We start from the raw sequence: 205 nt of genomic DNA on the forward strand, positions 1-205 counted from the left end.
TTGCCGCTGGAGGCCAGGCGTATCGTGGCCGAAAGCAAGCGCCCTCCGATCTCGCGTGACTTGGCAAACCGGACGGCTCCCAGCTTCGGTAGCTGAAGGGTACCACCTTTGACAGCGATGTTCCCGTTCGTATAACGTGTGGTGTAGCTTTGCACAGGATGTTTACGACTCTTGAAGCGAGGGGCCCCATTCTGTTGCTTGAAGA

At 57.1% G+C, this 205-nt stretch carries 1 pseudogene; it reads right to left on the bottom strand.

From position 1 onward, the window contains the following. Window positions 1-205: pseudogene (locus PA598K_RS38270) on the bottom strand (IS200/IS605 family element RNA-guided endonuclease TnpB); the annotation flags it as partial.

The organism is Paenibacillus sp. 598K (genome assembly GCF_003851045.1).
Taxonomy (GTDB): Bacteria; Bacillota; Bacilli; order Paenibacillales; family Paenibacillaceae; genus Paenibacillus_D.